The sequence below is a fragment of the Mycobacterium sp. IDUB_5 genome (assembly GCF_055419565.1).
In genome coordinates, this window is record NZ_JBVAXX010000004.1 from 545545 (window position 1) to 566378 (window position 20834).

The 20834-nt window shown below is 69.2% G+C and carries 17 protein-coding genes; 5 read left to right on the forward strand and 12 right to left on the reverse strand.

Translation table 11 applies throughout. The annotated features are described in order from the left end of the window. Window positions 1–9: 9 nt before the first annotated feature. A complete protein-coding gene (locus tag ACZY1G_RS15755; protein ID WP_463822889.1) occupies window positions 10–801 on the reverse strand; it encodes a glutaminyl-peptide cyclotransferase in 792 nt (263 codons plus the stop codon). Window positions 802–831: 30 nt separating this feature from the next. On the opposite strand from ACZY1G_RS15755, the gene ACZY1G_RS15760 reads away from it, so the two are divergent. Then, entirely contained in the window at window positions 832–1992 is a 1161-nt protein-coding gene (locus tag ACZY1G_RS15760; protein ID WP_463812768.1) for a zinc-binding dehydrogenase, read from the forward strand. Here the strand turns inward: ACZY1G_RS15760 and ACZY1G_RS15765 are convergent. The 7 genes from ACZY1G_RS15765 to ACZY1G_RS15795 are packed head-to-tail and all read right to left on the reverse strand — an operon-like array spanning window position 1989 to window position 7997. Continuing rightward, on the reverse strand, window positions 1989–2423 hold the full coding sequence (locus ACZY1G_RS15765) for a cupin domain-containing protein (protein ID WP_463822890.1): 435 nt from the start codon (window positions 2421–2423) through the stop codon (window positions 1989–1991). The two genes, ACZY1G_RS15760 and ACZY1G_RS15765, sit on opposite strands and share 4 nt — an antisense overlap. Before the next feature lie 16 nt (window positions 2424–2439). Further along, a complete protein-coding gene (locus ACZY1G_RS15770; protein ID WP_463822891.1) occupies window positions 2440–3648 on the reverse strand; it encodes an FAD binding domain-containing protein in 1209 nt (402 codons plus the stop codon). Further along, window positions 3645–4637 carry an amidohydrolase family protein gene (locus ACZY1G_RS15775; RefSeq protein ID WP_463822892.1) on the reverse strand — a complete coding sequence of 331 codons (993 nt, stop codon included), beginning with the start codon at window positions 4635–4637 and terminating at the stop codon, window positions 3645–3647. The genes ACZY1G_RS15770 and ACZY1G_RS15775 overlap by 4 nt, the downstream gene beginning before the upstream one ends. Further along, window positions 4634–5380: an ABC transporter ATP-binding protein gene (locus ACZY1G_RS15780; protein ID WP_463812772.1), complete on the reverse strand. Its 747-nt coding sequence runs from the start codon at window positions 5378–5380 to the stop codon at window positions 4634–4636. Before ACZY1G_RS15780 ends, ACZY1G_RS15775 begins: the two co-directional genes overlap by 4 nt. A 15-nt stretch (window positions 5381–5395) precedes the next feature. Next, window positions 5396–6169 (reverse strand): ABC transporter permease, encoded by a 774-nt coding sequence (locus ACZY1G_RS15785; protein WP_463822893.1) that lies wholly within the window; start codon window positions 6167–6169, stop codon window positions 5396–5398. Next, entirely contained in the window at window positions 6166–6951 is a 786-nt protein-coding gene (locus tag ACZY1G_RS15790) for an ABC transporter permease (protein WP_463822894.1), read from the reverse strand. Before ACZY1G_RS15790 ends, ACZY1G_RS15785 begins: the two co-directional genes overlap by 4 nt. Then, on the reverse strand, window positions 6948–7997 hold the full coding sequence (locus ACZY1G_RS15795) for an ABC transporter substrate-binding protein (protein WP_463822895.1): 1050 nt from the start codon (window positions 7995–7997) through the stop codon (window positions 6948–6950). The genes ACZY1G_RS15790 and ACZY1G_RS15795 overlap by 4 nt, the downstream gene beginning before the upstream one ends. A 101-nt stretch (window positions 7998–8098) precedes the next feature. Here ACZY1G_RS15795 and ACZY1G_RS15800 point away from each other — a divergent pair, with 101 nt between their 5' ends. Further along, the gene (locus tag ACZY1G_RS15800; protein WP_463822896.1) at window positions 8099–9766 is read left to right on the forward strand and encodes a helix-turn-helix domain-containing protein; all 1668 of its coding nucleotides are present in this window, start codon (window positions 8099–8101) and stop codon (window positions 9764–9766) included. A 6-nt stretch (window positions 9767–9772) separates the two neighbouring features. Here ACZY1G_RS15800 and hrpA read toward each other — a convergent pair whose 3' ends face one another. Genes hrpA through ACZY1G_RS15815 form a run of 3 tightly spaced genes read right to left on the reverse strand, consistent with a single transcriptional unit; the run spans window position 9773 to window position 14959 of the window. After that, the gene (gene hrpA, locus ACZY1G_RS15805; protein WP_463822897.1) at window positions 9773–13681 is read right to left on the reverse strand and encodes an ATP-dependent RNA helicase HrpA; all 3909 of its coding nucleotides are present in this window, start codon (window positions 13679–13681) and stop codon (window positions 9773–9775) included. Window position 13682: 1 nt separating this feature from the next. Further along, window positions 13683–14069 carry a VOC family protein gene (locus ACZY1G_RS15810; RefSeq protein ID WP_463822898.1) on the reverse strand — a complete coding sequence of 129 codons (387 nt, stop codon included), beginning with the start codon at window positions 14067–14069 and terminating at the stop codon, window positions 13683–13685. Continuing rightward, window positions 14066–14959, reverse strand: coding sequence for a mycobacterial-type methylenetetrahydrofolate reductase (locus tag ACZY1G_RS15815; protein ID WP_463822899.1), 894 nt, complete (start codon window positions 14957–14959; stop codon window positions 14066–14068). The genes ACZY1G_RS15810 and ACZY1G_RS15815 overlap by 4 nt, the downstream gene beginning before the upstream one ends. Before the next feature lie 193 nt (window positions 14960–15152). Between ACZY1G_RS15815 and ACZY1G_RS15820 the strand changes: the two genes are divergently transcribed. Genes ACZY1G_RS15820 through ACZY1G_RS15830 form a run of 3 tightly spaced genes read left to right on the forward strand, consistent with a single transcriptional unit; the run spans window position 15153 to window position 19269 of the window. Further along, on the forward strand, window positions 15153–16325 hold the full coding sequence (locus ACZY1G_RS15820; protein WP_463822900.1) for a hypothetical protein: 1173 nt from the start codon (window positions 15153–15155) through the stop codon (window positions 16323–16325). A 27-nt stretch (window positions 16326–16352) separates the two neighbouring features. Beyond that, window positions 16353–17810, forward strand: coding sequence for a protein adenylyltransferase SelO (locus ACZY1G_RS15825; protein WP_463822901.1), 1458 nt, complete (start codon window positions 16353–16355; stop codon window positions 17808–17810). 22 nt (window positions 17811–17832) lie between these two features. Beyond that, window positions 17833–19269: a WS/DGAT/MGAT family O-acyltransferase gene (locus tag ACZY1G_RS15830; RefSeq protein ID WP_463822902.1), complete on the forward strand. Its 1437-nt coding sequence runs from the start codon at window positions 17833–17835 to the stop codon at window positions 19267–19269. A gap of 50 nt (window positions 19270–19319) precedes the next feature. Here the strand turns inward: ACZY1G_RS15830 and ACZY1G_RS15835 are convergent, their stop codons facing one another. Further along, entirely contained in the window at window positions 19320–20798 is a 1479-nt protein-coding gene (locus tag ACZY1G_RS15835; RefSeq protein WP_463822903.1) for an HNH endonuclease signature motif containing protein, read from the reverse strand. Window positions 20799–20834: the final 36 nt, after the last annotated feature.

Below are 20834 nucleotides of genomic sequence, written 5' to 3' on the forward strand. Positions count from 1 at the left end.
TCACCGCGCTCACCCGAGCCGGACCCGGAACGTCGTCGGCCAGTACTTGCCAGTCAGCAGGAACTCGTCACCGGCGACGTGCGCGATCCCGTTGAGCACCTGTGCCGTCGGCGGAATCCCGCGCGCGCGGAGCGCGCTGGCGTCGACCACCAGATCCACCGCACCGGTGGCCGGATCGATCCGCACGATCGTGTCGGTGGGCCACACGTTGGCCCACACCCGGTCGCCGACGCACTCGAGTTCGTTCAGGCCGGTGACCGGCAATCCGGACTTGGTGACGTCGACGCCGCCGGTCTCGGTCAGATCGTCCGGGTTCTGGAAACGCAGCCGCGACGTGCCGTCGCTGCGGATCAGCCGGTCGCCGTCCCGGCAAAGCCCCCAGCCCTGCGGCGTGATCGGGACTTCACGGATCGGGGTCAGCGTGCCCCGATCCCATTCGACGGCGACCCCGTCGGTGTAGGTGAGCTGCCAGACCCGGTCCCCGACCACGGTGACACCCTCACCGAAGTAGCGGCCGGGCATGTCGACGGCCTTGCGGACGGCGCCGGTGTCAGGGTCGAGCTCGCGCAGCTGGGAGGTGCCCACCTCGCCGGTGCCCTCGTACAGCACGCCGTCGTCGATCTCGAATCCCTCGGTGAACGCCATCGGATCGTGCGGCATCTCTCCCAGCACGACGGGCTCGATGACCGGCACCGCGGCGACCCCCGGAGGCGCCTCGGGTTCGGCGCGCGCGCCCGGCACGACGGTGACGACGGCCAGTACCGCCAGTGCGATCCCCGCCCACTTCTGCCGTCTGGTCATAGGCCTGTTCTACCGTGCGACGATGGGCCGATGAAAGCGGTCCGCTGTGTGCACGGCTCTCTCGACGTCATCGACCTTCCCGATCCCGCCCCCGCCGAGGGCCAGCTGGTGCTCGAGGTGCTGCGCTGCGGCATCTGCGGATCGGACCTGCACGCCAAGGATCACGCCGACGAACTCCGCGAGGTGATGGCCGAAGGCGGCTACACCGACTTCATGCGCGGCGACACCCCTGTGGTGATGGGCCACGAATTCTGCGGCGTGGTCGCCGAACGCGGACGCAAGGTGGGGAAGGAGTTCACTCCCGGCACCACGGTGGTGTCGTTCCCGCTGCTGCGTGCGCGCGGCGGCGTGCATCTGACGGGTCTTTCACCGTTGGCGCCGGGCGCCTACGCCGAGCAGGTGCTGGCCGAGGCCGCGATGACGTTCGTCGTGCCCAACGGCCTGGACCCCGCGACGGCTGCGCTCACCGAGCCGATGGCGGTGGCCTACCACGCGGTGCGGCGCAGCGAGATCGCCACCAAGGACGTCGCGATCGTGTTGGGCTGCGGCCCCGTGGGGCTCGCGGTGATCTGTCACCTGAAGACGCTGGGGGTCCGCACGATCGTCGCCAGTGACTTCTCCCCCGGCCGGCGGGCGCTGGCCGCGCGGTGCGGTGCCGACGTCGTCGTCGACCCGGCTGTCGACTCGCCGTACGAGGCCGTGCCGGGCAAGCAGCGCGGGATGACCGAACTCCCGGCGCTCTACGAGCTCGGCATGGGGTCGATGGAGAAGCTGCGCAAGATCCCGGGCTGGTCGCACGTCTACCGGCTGGCCGACCGCCTCGGCGGCACCGCGCCGAAGCGGCCGGTGATCTTCGAATGCGTCGGGGTGCCCGGGATGATCGACGGGGTCATCGGCGCCGCCCCGCTGGCCTCGCGGATCGTCGTGGTCGGCGTCTGTATGGGCGACGACAAGATCCGGCCCGCCATGGCGATCGGCAAGGAGGTCGACATCCGATTCGCGTTCGGCTACACGCCGCTGGAGTTCCGCGACACCCTGCACATGCTGGCCGACGGCAAGCTCGACGCCTCGGCACTCGTAACCGGAACCGTGGGCCTCGACGGCGTCGCCGCGGCCTTCGACGCCCTCGGTGACCCCGAGACGCACGCCAAGATCCTCATCGACCCCGCGAGCGCCGCGGTCAGCCCCTAGAGCGGAAGCGCCGCGTTCGCGGAGTCGAGGTGCTCGACCGTGGTGAACACCAGCTCCGTGTCGCCGACGTTCTCGATGTCGTGTAGCAGGAATTCACCTGCCGCGAAATCGAAGTGGCGGGTCTCGCCGGCGTCGTAGGAGACCTCGCGGGTGGTGCCGTCGGCGGTGTGCTGTTTGCTGCGTCCGGCGGTGACCGCGGTCCAGAAGTAGTCGAGGACGTGACGGTGGGCGTGCCACCGCTGCCCCGGCGCCAGCCGGATCTCCCAGACCCGGACCCTGTCGTTCTCGCTGAGCAGCCGGGAACCGACACGACCGTCGTGCGCATGCTCGGCGAATTCGGCGCGCAGCTCGTCGGTCCAGCCGTCGAAGTCGGTGCCCACCAGGGTCCCCGCCAGCGGGGCGTCTGTCAGGAATTCACGGGTACTTGTCATGGTCTCTCCTCGTGGGTTATCGGCCCGGGCCGTAGAGGCCGAACCGGTTGTCGGGATCGCCGGGGACCCAGGTGCAGTCCACTTGCGAGCGGGTGCCCATCTCTTTGACACGGCGCAGCAACCGCTGCCCCAGCTCGAGCTGGCCTGGCTCCCATTTGGCCAGCGCTTCGGCGACGTCGGAGCTGTCGGACAGCGCGTCGTAGAGCGCCCACGCGTTCGCCGCGGCCTTGGCGGTGCCGGCAGCCGCGTGCGGGCGGGCGGCACTGGCTGCGTCCCCGACGAGGGCCACCCGCCCGAGCGCCATCTGGGAGGCGCCGACGTCATAGACCGCCTGCAGGTAGGGCTGTTCGGTGCGCAGCACCACCTCTGCGGCCGCCGGTGCCAAGAGTTCGGTTGCAGCCGAACGCATCTCGTCGACGAATCGGTCCTGCACGTGGCCGGGATGCAGCGACACCCCGGCGACGAAGCCGCGCTTGTCGGTCATCAGTTCGTCGAGCTGGTGCCCCTCGGGGACATTGCGGTACCAGACGTAGTTCAGGAGCCGCTCGCCGATCTTCAGCCCGCCGCCGGGGGCGGGGATCGGGTAGACGTTGATATGAGTGTGCGGCGCGACGCTGTAGGTGATCGAATCGTGCAGCAGCTCGAAGGTCTCGGGCGTCACGTCCCGTTCGGGCACGGTGCCGCGCCAACCGACGTAGCCGGAGTACTCCATGTGCGACTCGGGGGCGATGCGCCGCCGGCTCGGGGACCCGATGCCGTCGGCGAAGACGACGAGCTCGGCGGTCTCGGACCGGCCCGACGCGAACCGCACCGTCACCGAGTCGGCGTCCTGGTCGAAGCCGGCGGCGTACTCGCCCAGGTGGTAGTGCTCGGTGCCACTCAGACGATCGAAGTCGGCCAGCAGCGCCCGGTAGAACGTGCCCCACGACGTGTAACTCCACGGCGCGTGTTCACGGTGCACGACGGCGTTGCCCGCACCCAGGTACTGAACGAAATGCGTTTGCGTGCTGACCGTCTCGGGGTGCTGAGTGCTGCACTCGGCGAACCAGCGCAGCGTGTCGGGCTGCAGGACGATGCCGCCGCCGCGGCCGTCGAGGTCGGTCGGCGTGCGTTCGTAGACGTCGACGTCGAAGCCGAGGCGGCGCAGCAGCAGCGCTGCCGTCAGCCCGCCGATCGAACCGCCGATCACCAGCGCGCGGTGACCGCGCCAAGCAGTGTCGCTCATCGTTCATCTCCTGTGTCGAGTCCGAGGAATGCTCGGGCGTTGGCCTCCAGTGCGGCGTCGTCGATGTCCGCCGCGTGCGGAAGGTGCAGAGGGTCGGGCGTGCCCATGTCGAACGGGTAGTCGCTGCCGCACATCAGATGGGCCGGATCGGACTGTGCTTTCAGCAGCTCCAGTGCCGGCACGTCGTGGGTGAGTGTGTCGAACCACAACTGGGAGAACGCCTCCCGCGGCGGCCGGGTGCCTGTGCCGCGCACGTCGGCGCGCTGCTGCCACCCGTGTGCCCAACGACCCACCAGAGCAGGTGCGCAGCCGCCCCCGTGCACCAGGCAGATCCGCAGCGACGGGTACTCGTCGAGGACGCCGCCGAGGGTGAGTGAGGCCGCGGCCGTGGTGGATTCGACGGGGTTGCCGATCAGGTTGACAAGGTAGTGCGACGCCCACTCCGGCCGGGGCAGCTGCATCGGGTGCACGAGTACGGCGAGTCCGAGTTCTGCTGCCGTGCCCACGATCTCACGCATCGGCGCGACATCGAAGGAGGTGGCGCCCAACAGTGGCGGTACCGCGACACCACGGATCGCCTCGACCCCCGCCAGCGCCTCCATCTGCCTGCGGGCGGCCACCGGGTCATGCAGCGAGATCAACCCCAGTCCGATCAGTCGACCATCGCTGTCCCGGCAGACCTTCGCGAGATCGTCGTTGTAGGTCCCGACGAACTCGTCGACCCCATCGGCGCCGTCGGCGACCGGGAACGCGAACGGCGGGGCAGACAGCACACGGGCACCCAGACCGGCGGCGTCGGTGTCGGCGAGCACCCGGCTCACATCGCTCATCGCGTCGGTCTCGATGGACAGCGGCAGTTCACCGAGATGCAGTTCGCCGTGGTGATCCCGCAGCGGTGGCAACGGAGAACCGGGGGCGAGGCCGAAGAGGTGCCGCGGCAGCCAGTGCGCGTGCACGTCGATCGGTCCACGGCGCAGTGTCGTGCTCATACGGCGGCCCCCATCGCTTCCAGCGCCTCGAAGCGGGCGAGGACCTCGGCCTGCAGGATCGCCACCGCGGGATCGGACGCCTTGCGCGGGCGCGGCAGGTCGACGTCGATGATCTCGTGGATTCGCCCGCCGGGGGCGAGCACGACGATGCGGTCCGAGAGCTGCACCGCTTCGGTCACGTCGTGGGTGACGAACATGACGGTGCGCCGCGACTCGAGCCAGATGCGTTCCAGGTGTTCGCGCAGTGTGCGCGACGTCATCGCGTCGAGGTGGCTGAACGGTTCGTCCATCAGCAGGATGTCGGGTTCGACGGCGAACGCGCGGGCGATGCCGATGCGCTGCTGCTGCCCGCCGGAGAGCTGTGCGGGGAACCTGTCCGCGCAGTGGCTCAGCCCGACCAGGTCGAGGTAGTGCCGCGCGCGGTCCTGCCAGCCGTCGCGCTCGTGCTGTACGAAGCCGAGGTTGGCCATCACGGTGCGCCACGGCAGCAACCGGGGGTCCTGGAAGACGTAACCGACGCGGGCGTCGCGCTCCCCTGCCCGCAGCGACACCGTGCCGGACGTGTGCGGTTCGATGCCGGAGACGATGTTGAGCAGTGTGGTCTTTCCACTGCCCGACGGGCCGACCACCGACACGAACGTCTCTCCCGAGATCGTCAGGTCGATCGCGTCGATCACCCGGGTGACTGCACCCCGGCGATCGGTGTACTCCTTGATCAGCTGCTGGATGTCGATGGAAGCCATGCGTTTTCTCGCTTTCTAGACGGTGCGCCAGCGGGTGGTGCGGCGCTCGATGGGACCGAGGATCAGCAGGTCGGCGACGACCAGCAGGGCGATGAAGACGAGCACCCAGGCCAGGAACCCGTCGAGCTGGTTGGCGTCGTACCAGTAGCGGGCGCGCCAGCCGACGCCCGAGGTGGAGCCGAACCATTCGGCGAGGAGCAGACCGTTCCAGGCGCTCATGATCGCGAAGCGCACGGCGGCGACCGCGGAGCCGGCGACGGCCGCCGCGACGATCTGGCGGAGCACCGTTGGCTGGGAGACACCGAACGCGCGCGCCATCAAGAGCAGGTCCGCAGGGACCGCGCGGGTGGCCTTGGCGATGTTCACGATCACGAACGGCAGACCGGACAGGAACACGGTGACCACCGGGGTGAGCCAGCCGAAGCCGAACCACATCGTGGTCAACAGGGCCCAGATCACCGCGGGGATCGCCAGACCGGCCGCGGTCAGGTCGGCGAAGGCCAGATCGGCCAGTCGGGACAGTCCCATCAGCACGCCCAGTGCGGTGCCGACGACGAGGGCCGCCAGCAGTCCGAGCGCGAATCGGTTCATGCTGATGGCCAGGTTGCCCCAGAGTTGGCCGGCGGCTGCCTCGGAACTCAACCGGGTCAGTGCATCCGGCAGCGACGGCACCCGGTTGCCGAGCACCACAGCCAAGCTCCAGACGGCCAGGATGCTCGCCACAGCCGCCAGAACTGCTGTGGCCGAACGGGTCCCGCCTGTGATCCGATGACGAGTGAGGGTGGTCATGCGATGTCCTTTCGCCAGGCGAAGAAGCGGTCTTCCAGCGCGGCCAGTCCGCGTTCGATCAGGACCATCGCGATGATGAACTGGGCGGTCCACGCAAGCATGTCGTCGACGCGAAACTCTTGGTAGGCCTTGCGGATCATGAAGCCGACGCCGCTGCTGGCGCCGAACACCTCGGTCAGCGCTTCCACCTTCCACGCCATCGCGAAGCCGTATCGGACACCGGCGAAGACGAACGTCGTGACCGCGGGCAGGTAGAGGTGGCGCACTACGTCGAACCGATTGCGCCCGAAGGCATGACACATCGACAGCAGCTTGCCGTCCACCGACCGCACACCCTCGGCCACGTTGATCGCGATGAACGGCAGGGCCACCAGCGCGGAGACGACGATCGGTCCACCCGCGCCGACCCCGAAGATCAGCAGCCCGAACACGGCGTAGGTCAGCCCGGGCATGTTGCCGAGCACGAACAGCGGCAGGGAGAAGTAGGACGTCATGAACGGGCTACGGCCCATCAGGAATCCGATCACCAGACCGCCCGCCATCGCGATCGCGAAACCGGCGGCGATCTTGGCGATGCTGACCGCGAAGTTGGTCAGTGCCTCGCCCGAGACCACGATCGCGACGACCTGCTCGGCGACTCCTGCCGGCCGGGGCACGATCGGGTCGTCGATCAAGGCGGCGACAGCCGCCCAGATCGCGACGGCGGCGAGCAGCGCTGCGCCCGAGGCGAGCCACCGGAGGTTCAGCGTGCGCCGGGGCGCCTGCGTCAGGGTGGCGGTCACGGCTGGACTCCTTCGGTGGGCAGGAACTTCGGATCGGTGACGTCGTCGCCGATGACTCCGGTGGTGCGCATCAGGTCGAACACCGAGCTCTCGTCCTGCGCCCACGTGGGGTCGAAACGGACCTCGTCGACTACCCAGTCATGTTCTGCGACATAGGATTTCATCCACGCGATGTCCTCAGGCGTGGCGACTGCGAAGTGCTGGGGGTAGCGTTCGATCATCTCGTCGCGGTGTGCCTGCCATTCGGCGAGGCCGCGGTCCCACAGGTCGAGGAAGGCCGACACCTCGGCCGGATGGCCGTCCACCCAGTCCTTGCGAGCGACGAAGACGTTGCCCATCGGACCGTCGTGACCCGGCGCGACGAGTTCGGCGAACAGGTCGGCCGAGGACTTTCCGTCGTAGAGCGGGCGCACCGACCCGTCGCGCAGTTCGCGGGCAGACAGATCGGGATAGCAGATGCAGGCGTCGATCTCGCCGCGCGCCAACAAGTTCGACAGGTTCTGGATGTCTGCGACGACGACGTCGTAGTCACCGCCGGTGAGGTCGACGCCGTGCAGCTGTTTGACCAGCGCGCTCCAGACGAGGGTGCCCGAGACGGTCGTGAACACGCCCAGCCGCTTGCCTTTCAGGTCGGCCGGCGTCTGGGCGGGATCGCCTGCGCGGACCAGGATTCGGCTGCGTTCGGCGTTGTAGCGGCCGATGATGAGGGTCTCGCGGCGCGTCTGCTCCTCCAGTCCGGGCACCTCGAACGACGCGGTGGAGATGATGTCGGCGTGGCCGCCGGCGAATAGACCGAACTCGTCCCAGGTCGCGCTCGTCTCGATGCGGTAGCCGGTGTCGTGCTCCCACTGCGCGACGACTCCGGTCTCGTGCATGTAGTCCCAGATCGGGTCGGGCGCGAACGTGAACCGGATGACGCCGTCGCGCGCCGTGCGCGAGGACGCCGGACCGCCGAGTCCGGCGGCGCACCCGGTGCTCACGAGCACCGCCGATATCGACGCGAGCGCGATCGCCACGCGGACCCAGATCCGAATCGAACGTCTCACCGAAGAACCTCCTTGACGTGTGACCACCGTCACGACCACCACTGTGCGGCCCCGACCGAGATGCGGGCAATGTCTTGACACACACACTTAGACTTTTTCTTGTGTCCTCTGATACATACGGTGGCGTGCACCAGCTGGAACTCTGGCTGGATGCGCTGGCCGACATCGGTGAAGCCGTCGGCGGGGACACCCCCGTGGCGGCCGTGCTGACCCGGGTGGCCGAGACCGCCTGCACCCTGCTGGGCTACGACTTCTGCGCGGTGTTCCTGCCGACGTTCCTCACCACCGCCGGCCGCACCGCCTTGACGATCGTCGGCTCGCACGGGCTGTCGCCGGACTACGTCGCTCAGGTCAACGCCGACCGGCCGATCCTGCTCGACGTGCGCGACGAATCCGAGGCACCGACCAGCATCGCGTTTCGCACGGGTGAGGTGGTGACGGTCGACGACATCGATCGCAAGCCGGGCTTCACCTGGAGCGGGGTGGCGCACGAACAGGGCTACCGGGCGCTGATCTCGGTGCCGCTGCGGCGCGGAGCCACGATCGTGGGCGCGCTCAACGGATATCGCGCTCGTCCCCACCGATTCGATCGCGCCGAGATCGGTCTGGTCAGCACCTTGGCCACCCAGGTCGCGATCGCGCTGGGCACCGCACAGCTGCGGGCCGCCGAACAGGCCACGATCGCCGAACTGCGTCGCGCAGAGGAAGTCCACATCTTGCTGACGGCGACGGCCCTGCGCGGTGAGGGCGTCGCCGGTGTCGCCGAGGCACTCGCCGAACTCCTGGGGCGGTCCGTACTGATCGACGACGCCTACGGCGAGCAGCTGGCGGCCGCGGGCTCGGTCACCGAGACAGACAGCGCCCCCGATCAGCCGAGGGCCACCGTCACCGACGTGATCCTCGACGGCGCCGCGGTGGCGCACATCCGCGTCGGCGCACCAGCAGATCAGTTGTCGCCGGTCGATGTGCGCGCCGTCGAACAGGCCGCAGTCGTCACCGCGCTCGAGCTGCTGCGTGCCCGCACGGCCGCCGAAGTGGAACAGCGCCTGCGGGGTTCGCTCGTGGCCGACGTGCTCGGCACCGCCCCCGCCGGCCTTCCCGCCATCCTCGACCGGGCCCGCAGGCTGGGCTGGGACCTCGGCGGGACCCAGACGCTGATCGGGTTGCGCTGCACCGACACCGAACGCGTGCTGGCCACCGCCGACAGGTTCTTCCGGCGTGCGCCGGTGCGGCCGCTGTCGGCCGTGCACCGCGGCGACGTCATCCTGCTCTGGCCCGCCGAATCCGCCGTGGAGACGACACGCCGACTGCTCGACACCCTTGCCGTGCCAGGGGTGTATGCCGCTGTGTCGAGAACTGTGAGTGCCTCGGAGCTGCCCGCTGCCTTCCGGACCGTGCGTGGCGCACTCGACCTGGCCGCCGGGGCAGACTCCCCCACCGTGATCGATCTGACCCAGCTGACGGTCGACCAGCTTCTGCTCGAGCTCGGCGATCCGGCGCGGCTGCGGGAGTTCGCAGTGTCCGTCCTCGGCCGCGCGATGGACTATGACCGCGCCCGCTCGACGGCACTGCTCGACACCGCCCGGGTGGTCGTCGACACCGGACTCGATCGGCGCGCCGCCGCGGAACGGCTCCACCTGCACCCCAACACGGTCGCCCAGCGGATGCGCCGGTTGGAAGACCTGACGGGGCTGGTGATGTCGCGACCCGCCGATCTGCTGCAGCTGACGTCCGCGCTGACGGTCGCGCGGATCGCCGCACTGGGCTGAGGAGATTCAGCCCGTGATCGCGTCGAGCGCGCGGTAGATGCGCTGCTCACTGATCGGGCGCGACGTCCCCAATTGCTGCGCCCACAGGCTGACTCGCAACTCCTCGATCATCCAGGCGATGTCGCGAACGTCGGCGGCGGCCGCCCGCGCCGGGGACAGCGCCGCCACCACGTCGTCGTAGGCGTCCTGTACGGCGCCTATCCGGTCCATCCGCTCGCGGTCCGCCGCCGGCGCCTGCGGCAGCCGCTCGAGCCGTCGGCTGACGGCGGTCAGATAGCGGGTCAGGTCGGCCAGCCGCGGCGCCCCGGCGGCAGCCACGAAGCCGGCGGGGACCAGCCGCGCGAGTTGGGCGCGGATGTCGGCGACCGCATCGGCCTGCACCGCCGACGGAGTGTCGGGCAGTGCGAGCGACACGTCGTGCAGCGCGACGAGCACCTTTTCCGCGCGCCGCACCACGTCGAGGGTCGTGGCGACCAAAGATTGCCCGACACGCGTACGGACTTGATCGAATTCTGTTCTGGTCCAGAGTGGTTCGGGAGCCAGTAGCTGCATCGCGGCGTCGGCGCAGTCCTCGATCAACGCCGCCAAGGAACCGTCCGGGTTGGTCCCGAGCGACAGCCGGGTCCGCATGTCGAGCGCCTTCTCGACCTGTTTGACCACCGACGGTCCGGTCAGCCGCAGCAAGCGGCGGGTGCCCGCCGGCGCAGCGATGGCCTGCTCGGCCGCACTGGCGAACACCCGCACCGCCACCGACGTTGCCTCGTCGACCAGAGCAGGGTATCCGCGCACCGTGTTCCCGGACCGTCCCTGCCGTTCGACGACGCGCGGCACCTCGTCGATATCCGGCCACGCTCGCAGCCCGGACCGTTCGAGATCCCCGGCTGCGGCCGCCACGGCGTCACGGGCCGGCGCGGCCAGCGTTCGCTGCAACTCCGTGAGGTCCTTACTACGTGCGACGACCTTGCCGTCGGCGGCCTCCACCGCGAACGTCACCCTCAGATGCGGCGGGATCTTGTCCAGGTCGAATGCGTCGATCGGGACGAGAATGCCGGTGCGCCTGCGTAGTTCCCTCTGCAGTGAGTCGAGGAGCGGACCGTCCTCCGGTGTGATCGAGGACAGCAGCGCGCGAGCGGTGTCCGGGGCGGGCACGAAATTGCGGCGCAGGTCCTTCGGCAGCGAGCGGATCAGAGCGGTCACCAGTTCCTCGCGCAGAGCGGGCACCTGCCAGGCGAAGTCGTCACCGCCGAGCCGAGCCAGGACGTCGACGGGCACGTGGACGGTGACGCCGTCGTCGGTCGCGCCCGGTTCGTAGCGGTAGGACAGCGGCAGCGCCACATCCTCGGCCTGCCACGCGTCGGGTTGATCAGCATCGGACTCGTTGCGCAGCAGATCATCTCGCGTCATCGTCAGCAGATCAGGCGTGCGGTGCCGCTCTTTGCGCCACCACCCGTCGAAGTGCCGCGCCGACACCACGTCGGCGGGAATCCGGGCGTCGTAGAACGCGAAGATCTCGTCGTCGTCGACCAACAGGTCGCGGCGGCGTGCGCGCTCCTCGAGGTCGGCGACTTCTGTTCTGAGACGGGCGTTGTCGGCGAAGAAGTGATGTTTGGTGCGCCAGTCCTGGTCGACGAGGGCGTGCCGGATGAACAGCTCACGGGCCACCGGCGGATCGATCTGCGCGTACCCCACCCGCCGTCGCGCCACCAGCGGCAGCCCGTACAGCGTCACCTTCTCGTAGGCCATCACCGCACCGCGCTCGGCATCCCAGTGCGGCTCACTGTGCGTGCGCACCACCACATGCCCCGCCACCCGCTCCACGGCCTCGGGATCGATGCGGGCCGCGATCCGCCCGTACAGCCGGCTGGTCTCCACCAGGTCGGCCACCACCACCCAGCGCGGCGGCCGGCGGGTCAGCACCGATCCGGGCGCCAGCACGAACTTCGCGTTGCGAGCGCCGAGGAACTCCCGGGACTCCCGGCCTTTGGCGTCGTCACGCATCCCGATGTGCGACAGCAGGCCGGCGGTCAGTGCCGTGTGCACCCGCGCCACGTCGGCCGGCTCGTCGGATTCGGTGATGCCCAGATCACGGCAGATGCCGCGCAACTGACCGACCAGGTCCTGCCACTCCCGGATACGCAGGTAGTGCAGGAACTCCTCGCGGCACATCCGGCGAAAAGAGCTGCCGGACCGCTCTTTTCGCTGCTCCCCGAGGTAGCGCCACAGGTTCAGGAACGACACGAAGTCGGAGTTCTCGTCGGCGAAGCGCGCGTGCTTCTGCCGGGCCGCCTCCTCCTTGTCCGTGGGTCGCTCCCGCGGATCCGGGATGGACAGCGCCGCGGCAAGCACCAGCATCTCCCGCACGCAGCCTTCGGCGTCGGCCTGCAGGATCATCCGGCCCAGCCGGGGATCGACCGGGATCTGCGCGAGCCGACGGCCCAGCGGGGTCAGTTCTCCGTCGGTGAACGCGCCCAGCTCGGTGAGCAGGGCGATGCCGTCGCGGATGCTGCGGGCATCGGGTGGGTCCAGGAACCCGAAACCCTCGATGTCCCCGAAGCCGAGCGCGGCCATCTGCAGGATGACCGCGGCGAGGTTGGTGCGCAGGATCTCCGGATCGGTGTAGCGGGGCCGTGATTCGAAGTCCTGCTCGGAGTACAGGCGGATGCACACACCGGGCGCGGTGCGTCCCGACCGGCCGGCGCGTTGGGCCGCGGAGGCTTGGGAGATCGGCTCGATCGGCAACCGCTGCACCTTGGTGCGTCGGCTGTACCGGGAGATCCGCGCGGTCCCGGGGTCGACGACGTAGCGGATGCCGGGCACCGTCAGCGATGTCTCGGCGACGTTGGTGGCCAGCACGACCCGCCGGAGCGCGCGGCTCGGGCTGAACACCTTCTGCTGCTCGGCAGTGGGCAGGCGGGCATACAGCGGCAGGATCTCGGCCCTCTCGCCGAGGTCTGCGCGCAATGCCTCTGCGGTGTCACGGATTTCACGTTCACCGGACAGGAACACGAGCACGTCACCCGGCGGCTCGCTCGCGAGCTCGGCGACGGCGTCGACGATCGCCTCGGTCGGATCGCGGACCTCGGTGCGGACCACCTCGTGGTCGGGGTCGTCAGGATCGTCACCGTCGGCGACCACCGGAACTTCCAAGGGGCGATAACGGATTTCGACCGGATATGTGCGCCCACTGACTTCCAGGATCGGGGCGCCTCCGAAGTGCCGGGCGAAACGCTCCGGCTCGATGGTCGCCGACGTGACGATCACCTTGAGATCGGGGCGGCGCGGCAGGAGCTGGCGCAGATACCCGAGGAGGAAATCGATGTTGAGGCTGCGTTCGTGCGCTTCGTCGATGATCAGGGTGTCGTAGCGCAGCAGGCGGCGGTCCCGCTGGATGTCGGCCAGCAGGATGCCGTCGGTCATCAACTTCACCAATGTGCGGTCACTGGCCTGGTCGGTGAAGCGCACGGTGTAACCGACCGCCTCGCCCAGCGGGGTGTCCAGTTCGTCGGCGATGCGCTGGGCCACGGTGCGCGCGGCGAGACGACGCGGCTGCGTGTGCCCGATGGTGCCCCGGATACCGCGGCCCAGCTCCAGGCAGATCTTCGGCAGCTGCGTGGTCTTTCCCGATCCCGTTTCGCCGGCCACGATCACCACCTGGTTCGCGGCGATCGCGGCGGCGATGTCGTCGCGGCGATCGCTGACCGGAAGGTCCGGGTAGCTGATCTGCGGAACCGCAGCCCTGCGGGTGGCGACCAGCGCCTCGGCGGCCGAGATCTGCTGGGTCAGCCGGTCCAGCTGGGAGGGTGCGGGGGACCTGAGCTGACGCAGCTTGCGGCCCAGCCGCGACGCGTCCCGCAGCGTCAGACCGTCCAGCCGCGCGCGCAGGGCGCGCACGTTCTCCGTGCTCGGCTCGGGCATCTCAGCCGGCGGACACCGTGGTCAGGCAGAACGGATGACCCACCGGATCCAGCATCACCCGCCACAGCGTCGGCTGCGGCTGCACATCGGCCTGGCGTGCGCCGAGCCGCTCGGCGGCCGCCACCGCCGCGTCGACATCGGTGACCGACACGTCCAGGTGAATCTGCGCCGGGACATCGGGATTCGGCCACGTCGGCGCGCGGTAGTCGTCGACGCGCATCAGCGCGAGGATCGCGGCACCGTCGGTGATCGCCACGACGCCGCCGTCAGGAGTCTCCACCAGTCGCCGCATGCCGAGCAGCGCCGCGTAGAAGTCGGCCAGCTCGCCCGGGTTCGGACAGTCGATCGACGTCGCGCCCAGCGTGCCGACCGGAGGATCGGAGATCATGGGGTGTCTGGAGCCCAGAAGGCCAGCATCTCGGCGAACGTCTCGAACGCCGGGGTGTTGATGCCGTAGGTGGCCTCGAAGTGCACGCTGAGCGGGAAGCCCAGCTCGCCCACACCGTCGATCACGCGCTTGTACAGGTCCACCATCAGCTTGCGCCGCTCCACCGGCTCGGCGCCGGCCAGCTGCTTGACGAAGTCCTGCTCGGCGGCGACCGCGGCGTTGCCCGGGTCCTGGATCAGCCAGTTGATCAAGCCGACCTTGTTCTCCACCGCAGGCACGAAGCCGAAGGACAGCAGGATCTCGGGCCGGTACTCGTTGGTGGCGGCGAACTCGGTGAGGAAGTCGACGATCGTGTCGGAGTACAGCAGCTGCGTCATGCCGTAGGTGGCGCCGCGGCCGCATTTGAACGAGAACCGGCCCTGCTCGCCTTCGCGGGTCGGGATCAGGATGACGCCGCGGTTGTCGACGACCTCGTCGAACATCGTCAACGCATCCGTGGGCGCCACCCCGGAACCTTCGCCGTCGCTCAAGGTGCGTGGCACACCGACGAAGGCGATGCCGTCGAACCCGCTCTCGCTCAGCTCGGTCAACCGGCCACGCAGCGTCGGCTCGTCCATGAACGCGGTGACCTGGGTGCACAACCCGCGCACCTCCGGCAGTTCGGGCTTGATCATCGACCAGAACTCGAGCACGTCGAGTTTGGGCTTCATCTCCAGGGGACGGTCGTCGTCCTCCTCGATCATGCCCGGGATCATCACGTGCCGAACCCGACCGCCGATGCCCGCCTCGGCCGAACAGCGCAGCACCTTCTCGGCGTCGGAGAGAGCCCGCTCGCGTCCGCGATCGACGTTCGGCGGCACCAGCTCCAAAGCGATGGTGTTCAGGCTCACAGCGTTGCTCCACATCTGAGGTTTCGACAGTCGGCGGCCCGGCCGACGGTGCTCGTCAGCCCACGATTCCCCCGTCGCCGGCGAGGAATCACCATACCGAGCGTGACGGTCCGGGGCGCGCCGCGGACCCACCCCGCGGCCACCCGCTCCGTCCGGCCGTCCGATCTTCGGCCACCATGGAGGGCGATCCCCTATGAGAAATTCGCTTCACAGTTCCGTCAGACATGCCCTGACCGCCGCGCTGTTCGCGCTGCTGGCCGTCCTGGTCGCAGCCTGCAGCGGTCTTCAGTCACCGCCCGGTTCGACGTCTTCGAGTAGCACGGGCTCGTCTGCACCGAAAGTCACCTCGCCCTTCGACCCGACGACGACGCCGGCCCCGCCCACCGGCCCGATGCTGGCCTACCGCGCCGCCGACGAGATCGGCATCATCGACGGCACGACCAAGGTCGCGAACGTGCCAGGAGCCTTTCCGCCCAGCAACGACCTGATCACCACCGAGGACGGCCGCTTCGTCTTCACCCGCACCGTCGACAACCACCTCGCCGCCATCGACGTGAAGAACCGGCGCGGCGGTATCCGCCAGATCTCGGTGGGGCCGACGCTCGGCACGTCGGGAGGGAGCACGATCGTCTGGTGGGAACAGCCGAACCGGCTGATGGGTCTCGACCTGTCCGCCCCCGACGCGGCACCGCGACTGATGCAGTCCGTCGAACTCCCGCCCACCCCCGGCGTCGGCGACGCGCGTCTGATCGTGGCGCGCGGCGGCACCACCGTGCTGGCCCGCGTCGAAGCACCGCCGTCGCCGTTCGGCGGACCGGACACCCTGTACGCCGTGCGGGGTCCCGGCGCGCCGGCCTCGCTTGGGCAGGTCGACGCCAACAGCCCGGTCTCTGTTGCCCGGCTCTCCCCCGACGGCGGCTCGCTGGCCTACGCCCTCTACCGCGCCACCGATGACGCCGCCGGGCAAGCCTGCGGTACCGCGGCCGTCGTGCAGTCCGACGCGGACGGCAACCAGCAGACGTTCGACGTCGCTGCGGCCGACCCCGCGGCCGGATTCCGCATCACCAAGCTGTGGTGGCCGCAGCAGGGGCCGCCGAAGCTCAGCCTGACCACCTGGCGCTGCGGTCAATCGCAGGCCGCGCCACCCGTGGTCTGGCAGCTGACCGGGGACCACATCGCCCAGGTCGCCCCACCGACGTCTGCGCTGCAGACCACCGAATTGACCCCGGGGCAGCGCGCGCTGATCCTGCCGCACAGCGACGGCTACGACGATCCCGCCGGCGCACTGGTGATCGAAGAGAGCAACCGCCGGATTCCCGTGAAGGACGACGTCGACGCCATCGCACTGATCGAGCCATCGCCCTGATCCACCCGTCTCCGTAGGCTCGGAAGGATGAGCATCGCGCTGGGAGACACGTTCGTCCGGGACCTTCCCGAACTCGCCGTGCGATGGCAGGCCGAGGATGCGCCCAACCCGACACTGCTGGTCCTCAACGAGGCGCTGGCCGCCGAGCTGGGCCTGGATCCGGCGTGGTTGCGCAGCCCCGACGGGGTGCGTCTGCTCGCCGGCACCGCCGTTCCTGACGACGCCACCCCGGTGGCCCAGGCCTACGCCGGCCACCAGTTCGGGGGCTTCGTCCCCCGGCTCGGTGACGGGCGCGCCCTCCTGCTCGGCGAACTCCTCGACGCCGACGGACGGGTTCGCGATCTGCACCTGAAAGGGTCGGGCCGCACCCCGTTCGCGCGCGGCGGCGACGGCCTGGCCGCGGTCGGGCCGATGCTGCGCGAATACGTGATCAGCGAGGCGATGCACGCCCTCGGCATCCCGACCACCCGCTCGCTGTCGGTGGTCGCCACCGGCCGGTCCGTCTACCGGGAGACCGAGCTGCCCGGCGCCGTCCTGGCTCGGGTGGCGGCCAGCCATCTGCGCGTCGGCAGCTTCCAGTACGCGTCGCTGGTCGCCCGCCAGAGCCACGATGTGGGTGTGCTGCGCCGCCTCGCCGACTACGCGATCGCGCGGCACCACCCCGCCTGCGCGCAAGCCGCCCAGCCGTACCGGGCGCTGCTCGAGGCGGTCATGGACGTGCAGGCCGATCTGATCGCACAGTGGATGCTGGTGGGCTTCATCCACGGCGTGATGAACACCGACAACATGACGATCTCGGGCGAGACCATCGACTACGGCCCCTGCGCGTTCATGGAGGCCTTCGATCCGGAAACAGTGTTCAGCTCGATCGACCACGGCGGCCGCTACGCCTACGGCAACCAGCCAGGCATCGCGCTGTGGAACCTGGCGCGCTTCGCCGAGGCGCTGCTCCCGCTGTTCGACGAGGACACCGACCGCGCCATCAGCCAGGCCGAGGATTCTCTGGGCCGGTTCCGCGATCGTTACCAGAGCCGCTGGGACGAGGGCATGCGCGCGAAGCTCGGCCTTGCCGGCGCCTCGGCGGAACAGGCCGATGCGCTGAGCCAGGACCTGCTCGTGCTGCTGCAGGCGAACGGCATCGACCACACATCGTTCTACCGGCGGCTGGCCGAAGCAGCCCGCGGTGAGGCCGAGCCGGTGCGCGGCGAGTTCGTCGACCTCGCCGGCGTCGACGCATGGCTGCGCCGGTGGCGTGCGCTCGATCCCGATCCGGTGGCCATGGACGCGGTGAACCCGGTCTACATCCCGCGCAACCATCTGGTGGAAGAGGCGCTCGCCGCCGCCACCGACGGGGACCTGGGTCCGGCGGAGAACCTGCTCGCCGCAGTGCGCTCGCCCTACCAGATACGACCGGGTTTCGAGCGCTACGCGGAGCCGGGCCAGCAGGAGTTCTCGGCCACGTTCCGAACATTCTGTGGGACCTGATCACACCGCGTACCGTGACGGGGTGAGCGCGACTAGCAAGAGGCTCGGCCTGCAGGACCTGCTGTTCATCTACGGGGAAACGCCCAGTTCGAAGATGCATGTGGCCGGCCTGCTGCCGTTCACGCCGCCGCCCAACGCGACGGTCGAGTATCTGCGCGAGATGATCGCCGAGGCCCGCCGCCAGGAGGTGATGCGGCCGTGGAACCTCAAGCTCGCCCACCCGCGACTGCAGTACAGCCCCCTGCACAGCTGGGTCGAGGACAAGGACTTCGACTTCGACTACCACGTGCGTCGCTCGGCACTGGCCAGCCCCGGTGACGAACGCGAGCTCGGCATCCTGGTGTCGCGGCTGCACAGCAACCACCTCGACCTGACCAGGCCGCCGTGGGAGCTGCACGCCATCGAGGGTCTCGAAGGCGGCCGGTTCGCGCTGTACATGAAGATCCACCACGCGCTGGTCGACGGCTACAGCGCGATGCGCATGCTCGCTCGCAGCCTGTCCACCGACCCGGAGTCGAACGACACCCGGATGTTCTTCAACGTGCCGATGCCCGAACGGGCGCAGGGGCCGAAGGCCACCGAATCGAACGGGACGTCGGTCAATCCGCTCACCGCGGCGCTGCGGACGATCAGCGGGATCGGCGCCACCGTCAGCGGTGGTGTCAGCGCTGCCGTTGACCTGACGACGGCGGTGGTCAACACCCAGATCCGCCGCGACGGCGAGTACGCCCAGATCGCAGGGTCGGCGTCGGCGCCGCACAGCATCCTCAACGCGCGGATCAGTCGCAATCGGCGCTTCGCGACTCAGCAGTACGACTTCGACCGTCTCAAGAAGCTCAGCTCCCAGCACGGAGCGACGATCAACGACGTGTCGCTGGCCATCCTCGGCGGCGGCCTGCGTCGCTTCCTCTCCGAGATCGACGAACTGCCCGACCGATCGCTGATCGCGTTCCTTCCCGTCAACGTCCGACCCAAGGGTGACGAAGGCGGCGGCAACGCCGTCGGCGCGATCCTGGCTCCGATGGGCACCGACATCGCCGATCCGGTGGAAAGGCTGAATGTCATCACCGCCGCGACCGGGGCGGCCAAGGCGCAGCTGCAGAACATGTCTCCGGCGGCGATCATCGCCTACAGCGCGGCACTGCTGGCGCCGGCGGGCACGCAGATCGCCGGCGCTCTGACCGGTGTGCAGGCGCCCTGGCCCTACACGTTCAACCTCTGCGTCTCGAACGTGCCGGGACCACGGGAACCGTTGTGGTTCAACGGCTCCCGGCTGGAAGCCACCTACCCGGTGTCCATTCCGATCCACGGCATGGCGCTGAACATCACGCTGCAGAGCTACGCCGACACCCTGAACATCGGGTTCGTGGGCTGCCGGGATCGGCTGCCCCACCTGCAGCGCCTGGCCGTCTACACCGGCGACGCGCTGGCCGAGCTCGAGAAAGCCTCGGAGGCCTAGTCGCACCCCAAAAGGGACCCCTCGGCGAGGGGTGCACCTGTTCGCGGCTTTCACGCCGCTTCGTTGTCGGGTGGTGCGGGTCCGCCGGGTTCTGACGGTCCGCTGGTTGAGGGTGACGGGCACGCGGCGGCGCCCCTGGTCGAATCGGCTTGCGCCTCAACGTCGTTCTTCTCGTCGTCCTCGGGTGGGCGCAGGAGGCGTTCGGGTGTGTGGTGGGTGTTGACCCGGGTTTGTCCGGTGTCTAGGTCCGGTGGTGGGGTCCATTCGACTTCATGGCGGGCGTTCATCGACGTGGTCCAGCCGCCGGGTGCGACGGCGCGGTTGTCGGGCGGGCAGGCCAGGCCGAGGTCGTCGATGTTGGTCAGCCCGCCCTCGGCCCAATCCTGTGTGACGTGGTGGACCTGGCAGCCGTAAGCCCCGACCGGGCAGCCGGGTTTCGTGCAGCCACCCTCGCGGCCGATCAGCATGATCCGCTGGGCTGGTGATGCGGTGCGGCGGGTGCGGAACAAGTCGAGCGCCGCGCCGGTGGCGCGGTCAAAGATCGCCAGGTAGTGGGACGCGTGCGCCCCCATCCGGATCACGTCCTTGATCGGGAGGCGGGTGCCACCGCCGGTGACCCCGATCCCGGCGCAGGACTCGAGGTCCTGCAGCGTCGTGCGGACGATCACCGTGACCGGTAACCCGTTGAGCTGACCGAGTTCGCCGCTCATCAGGGCGATGCGTCCGACGGCGAGCAGGGCGTCGTGTTGGCGTTGGGCGAGGCTGCGGTGATCGTTGTCGATCTGCGCCTGCGTCGGTGTCCCGGAAATACAGGGCTCGTCATCGTCGGGGTTGCACATGCCGGGGGCGGCGTATTTGGCGAAGATCGCCTCCCACACCGCCGCGGCTTCCGGGGTCAGATCCGCCCACCACTGCGTCATCCCGTCGCGGCCCTGCCGAGATTTCTTCAGACCCCGTTTTCGGGTGCGTTCGGTGTCATCAGGTTCAGGCCCGTCTTGATCGAGCAGGAACAGGGTCAGGTCTGCGGCGTCGCGGGTTTCTTTCGGGCCGGCCCCGACGGCGGTGCGGACCAGTTCGACTTCGAACTGTTCCCGGGTCGTGGTGTCGCAGAAGCCGGGGAGTTTGTCGACGGCTTTACGGATGATCTCCACATGCTCGCCGTTGATCAGCCCCTGCTCCTGGGCGACCGCGGTCGCGGGCAACACTGGCGGCAACGGCTCTCCGGTCAGTGACTGACACGGCGCCAGCAGCGCGGCCTCAGTCAACCGGCGATTCGCCTCCGGACCGCTGATCCGGTAGCGGATCGCGAGGACGTCTTTCCAGTTCTTGGCGCCCATCTGCTGCGGGGTGGTCTCGGCCTGCAGCCGCGCCAGGCCGCGATTGCGGGCCGCCGGCAACCGGCACCCGGCGGATTCCAGCTCGTCGAGCAGCTCCTTCAACTCGCCGGCCGTCGAGAGGTCCAGATCGCAGGCGAGCACGTAATCGACCGCGGCCCGCAGCACCGCCACCGCCTCCCGCACCTCCGACATGAATCGAACATACGTACGATCACCGACAAAAAGAGT

Coding starts and splice junctions, on each gene's coding strand:
- ACZY1G_RS15755 (WP_463822889.1), bottom strand. CDS start 801: ATGACCAGACGGCAGAAGTGGGCGGGGATCGCACTGGCGGTACTGGCC.
- ACZY1G_RS15760 (WP_463812768.1), top strand. CDS start 832: ATGAAAGCGGTCCGCTGTGTGCACGGCTCTCTCGACGTCATCGACCTT.
- ACZY1G_RS15765 (WP_463822890.1), bottom strand. CDS start 2,423: ATGACAAGTACCCGTGAATTCCTGACAGACGCCCCGCTGGCGGGGACC.
- ACZY1G_RS15770 (WP_463822891.1), bottom strand. CDS start 3,648: ATGAGCGACACTGCTTGGCGCGGTCACCGCGCGCTGGTGATCGGCGGT.
- ACZY1G_RS15775 (WP_463822892.1), bottom strand. CDS start 4,637: ATGAGCACGACACTGCGCCGTGGACCGATCGACGTGCACGCGCACTGG.
- ACZY1G_RS15780 (WP_463812772.1), bottom strand. CDS start 5,380: ATGGCTTCCATCGACATCCAGCAGCTGATCAAGGAGTACACCGATCGC.
- ACZY1G_RS15785 (WP_463822893.1), bottom strand. CDS start 6,169: ATGACCACCCTCACTCGTCATCGGATCACAGGCGGGACCCGTTCGGCC.
- hrpA (WP_463822897.1), bottom strand. CDS start 13,681: ATGCCCGAGCCGAGCACGGAGAACGTGCGCGCCCTGCGCGCGCGGCTG.
- ACZY1G_RS15810 (WP_463822898.1), bottom strand. CDS start 14,069: ATGATCTCCGATCCTCCGGTCGGCACGCTGGGCGCGACGTCGATCGAC.
- ACZY1G_RS15820 (WP_463822900.1), top strand. CDS start 15,153: ATGAGAAATTCGCTTCACAGTTCCGTCAGACATGCCCTGACCGCCGCG.
- ACZY1G_RS15825 (WP_463822901.1), top strand. CDS start 16,353: ATGAGCATCGCGCTGGGAGACACGTTCGTCCGGGACCTTCCCGAACTC.
- ACZY1G_RS15835 (WP_463822903.1), bottom strand. CDS start 20,798: ATGTCGGAGGTGCGGGAGGCGGTGGCGGTGCTGCGGGCCGCGGTCGAT.